Origin of the sequence: uncultured Gimesia sp. (assembly GCF_937919775.1) — a bacterium.
Classification (GTDB): Bacteria; Planctomycetota; Planctomycetia; order Planctomycetales; family Planctomycetaceae; genus Gimesia.
In genome coordinates this window covers 1-9,959 of record NZ_CALFPF010000653.1, presented here as the reverse complement: position 1 = coordinate 9,959, position 9,959 = coordinate 1, and the positions used below count along the sequence as shown (strand labels likewise).

Below are 9,959 nucleotides of genomic sequence, written 5' to 3'. Positions count from 1 at the left end.
TCACTGAAAGCATAAAATCCATTATCACTTTATTTTTAATGGCTGTTTGACAGAGAACTGAAATGAAGCCACCAACTGCTTCAAAGGGATCATGTTAATTATTGCGCTATCGGTTGTTTATCTCCATGATTGCAATTTTACTCCCGGCGTTCCAACAGGCGCGCGAAGCAGCCCACAGAAGTACCTGCACAAACAACATGAAACAAATCGACTTTGAACCTCGTAAAATTTAGAGATCGTTTTTGATTACATTCCTGTTTGTTATTCATAATAGAACATGATTCATAGTTTCATCAAATCTATGGTTTTAAGGAAATCGAATGAATGAATCTCAGTTGGTTCGAGGCTTAGGCGAACAGATAGTCGAGCGTCTGAGAGAAGACATCTTTTCAGGAAGAATCGCAGAAGGCGAACGCTTGCGCGAGATTGATCTGGCAAAACGGTTTGCCGTCAGTCGCGGTCCGATCCGTGAAGCAATCCAACAGCTTGCCTGGGAAGGCATCGTCGAAACAGACCGAAATAAAGGAGCGCTCGTCTCGACTTCCGCCCCCAACGAAATCACGGAATTGATCATTCCACTTCGCTGCACAATTGAGAAATATGCAGTCCGACTTTTTTTCGATTCATTAACAGCAGAAGATTTTCTCGTATGGGAAACGATACTTGAGAAAATGAAACAAGCCTGTGTATCAAAAGATTTCGCATTGATCTCGGAGCACGACATTGCCTTTCATCGTGCTCTGGTCACTCGTTCCCATTCTCCTGACTTGTTAGCCATCTGGTCTGCAATGGTCTCTCGGGTGCGACGGCATTTTCGCGAAGCACACTTAAGGTATTCAAACCCGATTCAGATCTACGAAGAACATCTGCCTATACTCAACGCATTGAAAAATAAAAGCCTCGCGGAGTCACTGGAAGCGATTGAACAACATATTGAATAATTCAGATAAAACTCAGTCATGCATAATAAAACGATTCATATTGAAACCTTACTACTTCAGGGGCTGATCTTTTTCGGAACCCTTTTGAGTCTCGCTCAATTTGTCCGGGCAGAAGCAGAAATAAATCAGACCGAGCAGATAGAACAGGAACGTTTTTTCGAGCAGCATGTTCGCCCGCTCTTGATTAAACACTGCGTGGAATGTCATGGCGCTAAAAAACAGTTTGCAGAGCTAAGGCTGGATTCTCGCGAGCATCTCCTCAAAGGGGGTGAAACGGGGCCTGCAATTAAAGTCAATCATCCTGCTGAAAGTCTCCTGATCAGTGCGGTCCGTCGTGAGTCACTCGAAATGCCTCCTGAGAAACCGCTGAATCAGGCAGAGATTGAAATCTTGTCGACATGGATTCGCCATGGCGCTGTCTGGCCGAAAAATGCGGCTCTGGGAAAAGCCGCGAAAATCAACTTTTCAGAACACTGGTCCTTTCAACCCATTCGAGATCCCAACCGGCCTGCAGTGAAAGAGACACAGTGGCCGCAGAACGACATCGATTATTTTATTCTTTCCAAACTCGAAGAACAGCACCTCAAACCATCTCAGCCTGCAAATCCAGCCACATTGCTGCGTCGTATGTCCTGGGATCTTACCGGTCTTGCCCCGACGTTCGAGCAAGTCAAAACATTTGCTGAAAAAAATGAACCCCAGTCGGTTGAAGCAGCCATCGACGAACTGCTGGACTCCCCGCATTACGGAGAACGCTGGGGAAGATACTGGCTAGATCTGGCTCGTTATGCCGACACGAAAGGCTACGTTTTTTTTGAGAAGCCGTCTTTTCATATCGCTTTCACCTATCGCGACTACGTCATCAACAGCTTCAATCAGGATAAACCATTTAATAAATTTATCATGGAGCAATTGGCGGCTGATTCTTTAAAAGACCAGATCCCCCATCAGTCTCAGGCAGCACTCGGATTTATTACTGTCGGACCGAGGTTCAAAAATGATATTCATGATATCATCTCAGACCGGATCGACGTGGTGACTCGCGGGTTCCTGGGACTCACAGTCGGCTGTGCACGCTGCCATGACCACAAGTATGACCCTATTTCTATCGAAGACTATTATTCGTTCTATGGGGTCTTTCGAAATTCCCTCGAGCCCATCAAGCTCCCTTTTCTTCATCAAGGCGAGATTCCGGCAGATCTCAAAACTAAGGCACAAAATATAAAACAAGCCGCAGATAATCTGGATCAACTCTATCAACAACAATATAAAAAAGTTTCGCAAGACACCTATTTGAGATTGGCTGAATACCTCAGCGTGGCACAGTCACGCAGGAGCGGCCCGGATACCGTGCGTTTTGACGTCATCGTCGATGGTGATGATCTTAACCCGGAAGTTTTATTGAAGTGGCAAGAATTCCTGGACCATTCTGAAAAATCAGCATCACCCGTATTTACTCTCTGGCATCAATTGGAAAAAATCCCCGATCAGGCATTTGCCATTCAAGCCCCGCGTTTTCTTCAAAACACAATGCAAAAGAATGCTGGCGCCCCTCTGACTCAACTCATTGCCGCGTCTCTATTGAAAATCAAGCTGAACCGATTCCAGGATGTCATTCAGGGGTATGCCGTATTATTCAAACAAGTTGACCGGGAATGGGAAAACTGGATCGTGGAGGCTCCTAAACCGGGAAGCAGCGCACGTCGGCAACAGTTAGCCCCTGAAAAGCAGGCCTATCTTCAGGCTTTTTACAGTCCCCACTCGCCCTTAGTCACTCCCCTGCATGGTTACACAGTATTAAAGCTGTTTCCGGATCGGGTATTACAGCAAAAAGTAAAAGAACTGAATGCGGCTCTGGATCAGGCCCGCGCTGAAGCACCAGTCGAACTGGCTCAGATGATGTCACTACAGGATGCCGGGCAGATTATTGAACCACGCGTGTTTAAACGGGGAAATCCGGGAATGCCGACACAAACCGTCCAGAGACGATACCTGAGTTTTTTCGAGCAGGTATCAGACAAACCATTCACCCAGGGAAGTGGAAGACTCGAACTTGCGCAAGCAATTGTTTCGCCACAAAACCCGCTGACGGCCCGAGTCATTGTGAATCGTGTCTGGCAGCATCACTTTGGTCAGGGAATCGTTTCCACTCCCAGCGACTTTGGCATCCAGGGAGCAGCCCCTTCTCATCCCGAACTGCTGGATCATCTGGCAAGCTGGTTCATGCGCAACGGCTGGTCGATCAAAAAACTGCATCGCTATATCATGCAGTCAGCGACTTATCAACAGCAAAGTACCTCTTATGCTTCAGCTGAAAAAGCAGACCCGGCGAATAAACTCTTATGGAGAATGAATCGCCGACGTCAGGACTTTGAAACAATGCGCGACTATTTACTTCAGGTAAGTCGTCAACTCGATACAAAAATCGGGGGAAAATCCATCAACGGAATCACAGTCGATTCCAATAAACGCCGCACCGTTTATACATCCATCGATCGCCAAAATGTTCCCGGACTGTTGCGCACTTTCGATTTTCCATCCCCTGATGTCAGCAGCGGCAGCCGGAACTCAACCTCTGTTCCCGGCCAGTCTCTATTTTTGATGAATCATCCATTGGTTCTGAAATCCGCCCTGATCCTGGGAGAGGAATCGAAACAGGCCACCAATCCAACAGTCGGCATCCAACAGCTCTTTCAGAAAATTCTGCAACGAGAACCAACTCCGGAAGAATTAAATGAAATGCTTGGATTTCTGAAAACCGACCAAATTGAAACAAAACCAGAACCCACATCTTCACAATGGGAGTATGGTTACGGCGCTTACGACCAGAATTCGAAAAAGCTATTAAGCTTCCAAACACTGCCTTACTGGAATGGCACGCAATATCAAGGCAGCGACCGTTTACCCGACCCCAAAATCGGTTGGGTCTTTCTCGATGCAACTGGCGGACATCCGGGAAATGACTTGAATCACGTCGCTGTGATTCGCTGGCGTGTCCCCGAAACGATGACTGTTTCAGTTAAAGGAATTCTTAAGCATGAATTTGCGCAGGGAAATGGAATACGTGCCCATATCCTGATCGGTGACAAAGCAGTCATTGGCCCCTGGCACATTCACCAGACTTCGGTTGAAACAAATATCGAGAAAATCAGTCTGGAGAAAAACCAAACCATCGATTTTATCGTCGATATCGCAGGTCAACTCGGACATGACTCGTTCATCTGGTCCCCGGAAATCACAATGCAAACCGTTGAAATGGCTGCTGTATCCAAGGCAAATGATAAACACACACCCATTCGCCGCTGGAATTATTCCCAGGATTTCCGAAAACCCGAACCCATTCAAATTACGCCCTGGCAGAGCCTGGCTCAGATTTTATTGCTCTCCAATGAATTTCAATTTGTCGATTAAGTCAGTAAAAAGCAGAAAACCATGAATCACCTCACTCAAAACATACCGCCTTTTACCAGACGCGAGATGCTGACGCGATCAGGAATGGGGATGGGGATGCTGGCACTTGCGGGCCTGACTGCGAAGGAAAACTTACAGGCGGCAAACAGCACTGCTGCCATCACCAGGCACCATCCCGCCCAGGCCAAACAGGTCGTGCATTTGTTTATGAACGGTGGCCCCTCGCACGTTGATACGTTTGACCCTAAACCTCTTCTCACAAAATTTCATGGCAAGCCGCTTCCCAACCCCAGTTTACCAACAGAACGAAAGACCGCCGGGGCTCTGGGGTCACCCTTTCAGTTTAATAAATACGGCGAATCCGGCATCGAAGTCAGTGAGCTGTTTCAAAAAACGGCCGCGCATATCGATGACATGTGCATCATTCGCTCAATGCATTCCGATATTCCGAACCATGAACCCTCGCTGCTGCTAATGAATTGTGGCGACAACGCGCTGCCCCGCCCCAGCTTTGGATCCTGGGTGAATTACGGTCTTGGATCATTGAATGAAAACCTGCCTGGTTTTATGGTACTCTGTCCGAATGGATTTCCCGTTGTGGGTCCTAAAAATTGGCGTTCCGCATTTCTTCCAGGCTCTTTTCAGGGAACCCATCTTGATACGAAAGAAACTGCCGTCTCCCGATTAATTGAAAATATCAACAATCCGCAACCTCCCGAAAGACAACGCCGCCAACTGGACCTGTTACAGAAAATCAACCAGCGGCACCTGGCACAAAGCGGTCATGACTCGTTACTCGAAGCAAGAATTCAATCTTTCGAATTGGCATATCGCATGCAATTTGAAGCGGCGAACGTACTTGATCTTTCCAAAGAACCAAAGCACATTCACGAAATGTACGGCGACGGTTTACAAGGTCGACAATTATTGATGACACGCCGCTTACTTGAAAAGGGAGTCCGTTTCATTCAGGTCTGGCACAGTGGCGGTCAGGAATGGGACCATCATAGTGGCATTGAAAAGAATTTGAGACGGCTGTGTGGACAATGGGACCAACCCATCGCCGCATTTCTGACAGATCTGAAACAACGGGGAATGCTCGATTCGACCTTGATACTCTGGGGCGGCGAATTCGGCAGAACCCCCGTCGCAGAACTTCCCGCAATGGATGGCCGCGATCATAATCACTATGGCTTCAGCATGTGGATGGCAGGCGGTGGAGTCAAAGGGGGACACGTGCACGGAGCGACCGATGAAACCGGTTTTGCTGCTTCGGAAAACAAAGTCCACGTGCATGATCTGCATGCCACAATGCTGCATTTGCTGGGCATTGATCACGAGCGACTCACCTACCGTTATGCAGGCCGGGATTTTCGTTTAACCGATGTGCATGGCCATGTCGTGAAAGAAATCATCGCTTAGTATCTACATTTTTTAATCACAACTTTTTTCACAAGGCACTCAACGTTCATGAAAATCGAGCAAATCGTTTGTCAGATTCTGAGATCAGGTTCCGTCACGAATAAAACAGCCAGTTGCCAGGATTCCGTTCTGGTCCGAATTAAAACCGATAATGGCCTGGAAGGTATTGGAGAAGCCGATTCCTCTCCGGAAGTCGTCAAAGCAGTCATCGACGCGCCCTACAGCCACAATGTCGCCTGTGGTTTAAGGCAACTTCTCATTGGCGAAAACCCGCTGGAAACCGAACGACTCTGGCAGAAAATGTATCGGCACACCATGTACTTTGGCAGAACCGGCGTCACGATCACCGCTATGGCCGCGATCGACATGGCACTTTGGGATTTGAAAGGAAAACATTTCGGCGAACCGATCCACCGTCTTTTAGGAGGTCAACATCATAAGGAATTTCAGGCCTATGCGTCGATTCTGTTCGGCAGAGATGGCCAGGAAACCTGTGACATTGCTCAGCGCTGGATTGAAAACGGATACACGGCTGTCAAATTTGGCTGGGAACCGATGGGCCAGTCAGAACAGCTTGACCTGGAACTCGTCGCCGGAGCCCGTGAAGGCATGGGAGACGGCACTTTGTTAATTGACGCAGGCTGTGTCTGGGACGCCAGAACGGCTTTGCAGCGAGCACATGCGTTTTCTGAATATAACATTGGCTGGCTCGAAGAACCGCTCTTCCCTCACGATATCGCCGGTTATGCCTGGCTCAAAGATCGCTCTCCCGTTCCGATTGCCGCCGGTGAAGAAGAATGCGGACGCGAATCGTTCCGCCCTTATTTCGAACAGCGAGCCCTTGATGTTTATCAAATTGATCTGGCCCGCAACGGATTCACGGAAGCTTCTTATCTAAAACAGAGAGTGGCGGAAATCGGCGCACGCCCCTGCAACCATTGTTACACCAGCCCGATTACCGTTGCGGCCAGCCTGCACTGGCTGGCAACCTGCAAAGATGCATTCATCTTTGAAGACTGCGTGGAAGATGAGCCACTCCGACACGAATTGACCTACGAAAAAGTACAGGCCGAAAACGGTGTCATTCAAGTCCCTGACAGACCAGGGCTGGGAATCACGCTGAATGAAGACTTCGTCGCGGCCCATATTGTCGCAGAATCAAAATAAAGTCAACATACGATTTCACCCCTTGATAGATAGAATCAGCACCATGTCTCAATCTCCCATCAGTACGAAGATCGACTTTAACAAACCCGGAGTCCAGTGGGGCACTCTGAATATCCCTTTTTCCTATAACCTGAGTGGCTGGGCTCAACTGCAGATCCCCATCTCCACAATCGCACACGGCGAAGGCCCCACGGTGCTCCTGATGGCGGGCAATCACGGCGATGAATATCCCGGCCAGATTGCCATCATGAAACTCATGAAAACGCTCAATCTGGAAGAGATTTCAGGACGCATTATTTTCATCCCTGCCATCAATATCCCTGCGGCTAAAGCAGCCACCCGCCTCTCTCCCCTGGATGGCAAGAATCTGAATCGCTGTTTCCCCGGAAACGCCGACGGCACCGTGACCGACATCATGGCGCATTACCTGACGCACGAAATTTTTCCGCGTGTCGATGTCGTCATCGATCTGCACACCGGAGGTCGCGGCGTCTATTTTTATCCGTGTGCTCACATGCATCTGGTTGACGACCTGGAACAACGCCGCCGAATGGCTCAAGCCACCCAGGCGTATAATACCGATTTTGCGTTTCTGTATGCAGATATCGCCGGTAAAGGTCTCCTGCCGGTGGAAGCAGAAAATATGGGAAAAACCGTCGTCACCACCGAAATGGGAGGCGGCGAAGTTACAAACGCTGCCGTCCATCGCCTTTCTCAAGAAGGACTGCAAAATGTATTGGTCCACTTGAAAGTTCTGCAAGGCGAAGAAAAGAGCCGCTCCGCTTTAGGGCTCCCCCCCACACGCTGGATCCAGGCACTCAATGCCGAAGATTACATTTTCGCACCAGAGTCAGGACTCTTCGAAAGTTTTGTGGATGTCGGAGCAGACGTTTCAGCGGGGCAACCCTTGGGAGCACTCTATTTCCTCGAGCGACCCGATCGTGATCCCACGATCATTCAAGCTAATTCCGATGGCATTGCAATCGCCCATCGTGGCCCTACCGTGACCAGTCAGGGAGACATTCTTTTTTGTCTGGCTCATGATGTTGAACCAGCAGTTCTGAAAACATTTGAATAACCGCGTGTTTCTCAACAACAGGGATACCCCACATGAGTTGGTTGGACTGGTTAATTGTTTTCGTCCTGAATGGATCGGTCATCGCGTACGGCTTTTATCTGGCCCGCAGTACCAAATCCAGCAGTGACTGGTTTCTGGGGGGGCGTTCTCTCCCCTGGTGGGGTTTAGGACTCTCGATTTTCGCGACCAGCGTCGACAATGCCGATGCCGTCTCTTTGACGGGATATGCCTACAATCACGGTATGCATATCATCACGGCTTTTACGCTCGCCAGTGTTTGCGGAGCCATCCTGGCGGCTTTTCTGGTCGTACCGGTCTTATATCGAGGTGGTTTCTATACCAACGCAGAATATCTGGAGACCCGGTACGGAAAATCCATCCGCACCATCAGTGCGCTCATTCAAATCCAATACCGCACCAGCATGCTGGGCCTGATGATCTGGTCCATCTACTTGATGTTACAGGGAATTCTTGATTTTTCGCCGGTACAAATCTGGTCCCTGATAGTTTTGCTGGTCATTTTCACAGCCGCTTATACAACCTGGGGAGGCCTGACCTCGGTTGTCTGGACCGATGCACTACAAAGCCTGATTATGATCGCCGGCGGCATTACCATTTTCTGCGCGGTCTGGTCTGCCAGCGGAGGCTGGTCAGCCACCGTTGAAAAACTGTCACAGTCGACAGACGCGAATGGACAACCATTGATTAACTGGTTGCATATCGGTCAATTTCAAGACAGCCAATCAACGTCTCCCTATCTGATTGTCATCGGCTGGACCATTGTGGGCCTGGGTTATTATACCGTGAATCATACACAAACCATGCGACTGATGGGGGCACGTTCCCTGTGGGACATGAAAATGGCAGCGCTGTTCGGCTGCCTGCTCATCATGCCGATTATGATCGGGACGGCGTTGATGGGCGTCATGGGACGTGTGATTGTTCCGGAGTTTACAGAAAATTCAGGAGCCGACCAGTTGTTTCCCTATTTCGCAAATCAGTTTCTGGCTCCCGGTTTCAAAGGCCTGGTTGTCGCCGGAATTTTGTCAGCCGCCATCAGCACATTCGATTCGATCGGCTCCGCTTTATCGGCGCTGTTTACGCGCGATATTTATGCACGCTGGATCTGTACGGATCAAACGGAAAAACATTATTTGAAAGTCACACGCTGGGCAACCATCGGCATCCTGCTGATGGGGTTCCTCTATATCCCCTTCATCGTCCGTTATGACAATATGATTCAGGCATTCCGCACCCTGATTCCCATCTTTGTCACCCCCTTATTTACGATCTATCTGCTAGGCGTCTTGACCCGCGTCCCGCGCAAAAGTGGTCTCGTCGGCCTGATTGCTGGCTCCCTGTTCGGACTATTTGGATTCATCGATCGCGAACTCGTTGACCTTGAATGGCTCAGCCCCCTGTTGACCGAAAAATGGTATGCCTTCCCCTGCTCCATGCTGGTAACTTCCATCGCCATGTTTGCTGCAGCGCTCAAGTGGGGCTGGCTGGAAAAAGAATCCATGCTGGAACAGAATCAGCCTGAAGTCCCACTGAAACACGACTGGTTATCAGAAAGCCGACAGGAACTGCTCGCGATTAAAACCTCCCCGTTTTCAAAACCAATCCCACAATATCTGAACCCCAACTGGTACGCGATTTTAATAATTGCACTTTCTTTCTGGATTATCTTTGGCTTCTTCTGGTAACAGATTTTCAAACCCGCATCGTTTAATATAGAGATATGATGGCACGAAATCGAATCATTCCTGCAGCTTGTGTTTTGGTCGCCATCATGGCAAATTCGGCCTTAGCCGCCGAGCCATTATCGGAAAAGACGGCTCCTCAGGATATCGAGTTTACAGCGAACTGTGATCAAACCAGACAACACTATGTCATAATTCTGCCAGAGAATTTTTCAGATCAGATATCGCATTCAGTAT

General features: G+C 49.0%; 6 protein-coding genes and 1 pseudogene. All 7 read left to right on the top strand.

The window, feature by feature from the left end; all coding sequences use genetic code 11:
* Positions 1 to 125 precede the first annotated feature (125 nt).
* Positions 126 to 209, top strand: a pseudogene (locus Q0294_RS18615) (prepilin-type cleavage/methylation domain-containing protein); the annotation flags it as partial.
* Between the two features lie 111 nt (positions 210 to 320).
* Positions 321 to 941 carry a GntR family transcriptional regulator gene (locus Q0294_RS18610; RefSeq protein ID WP_299468454.1) on the top strand — a complete coding sequence of 207 codons (621 nt, stop codon included), beginning with the start codon at positions 321 to 323 and terminating at the stop codon, positions 939 to 941.
* A gap of 18 nt (positions 942 to 959) precedes the next feature.
* Positions 960 to 4,352, top strand: coding sequence for a PSD1 and planctomycete cytochrome C domain-containing protein (locus tag Q0294_RS18605; protein WP_299468452.1), 3,393 nt, complete (start codon positions 960 to 962; stop codon positions 4,350 to 4,352).
* 21 nt (positions 4,353 to 4,373) lie between these two features.
* Positions 4,374 to 5,774: a DUF1501 domain-containing protein gene (locus tag Q0294_RS18600; protein WP_299468450.1), complete on the top strand. Its 1,401-nt coding sequence runs from the start codon at positions 4,374 to 4,376 to the stop codon at positions 5,772 to 5,774.
* 48 nt (positions 5,775 to 5,822) lie between these two features.
* Positions 5,823 to 6,941 carry a mandelate racemase/muconate lactonizing enzyme family protein gene (locus Q0294_RS18595; RefSeq protein ID WP_299468448.1) on the top strand — a complete coding sequence of 373 codons (1,119 nt, stop codon included), beginning with the start codon at positions 5,823 to 5,825 and terminating at the stop codon, positions 6,939 to 6,941.
* A gap of 43 nt (positions 6,942 to 6,984) precedes the next feature.
* Positions 6,985 to 8,019: a succinylglutamate desuccinylase/aspartoacylase family protein gene (locus Q0294_RS18590; protein ID WP_299468446.1), complete on the top strand. Its 1,035-nt coding sequence runs from the start codon at positions 6,985 to 6,987 to the stop codon at positions 8,017 to 8,019.
* A gap of 32 nt (positions 8,020 to 8,051) precedes the next feature.
* Positions 8,052 to 9,725 carry a sodium/solute symporter gene (locus Q0294_RS18585; protein ID WP_299468444.1) on the top strand — a complete coding sequence of 558 codons (1,674 nt, stop codon included), beginning with the start codon at positions 8,052 to 8,054 and terminating at the stop codon, positions 9,723 to 9,725.
* Positions 9,726 to 9,959 lie beyond the last annotated feature (234 nt).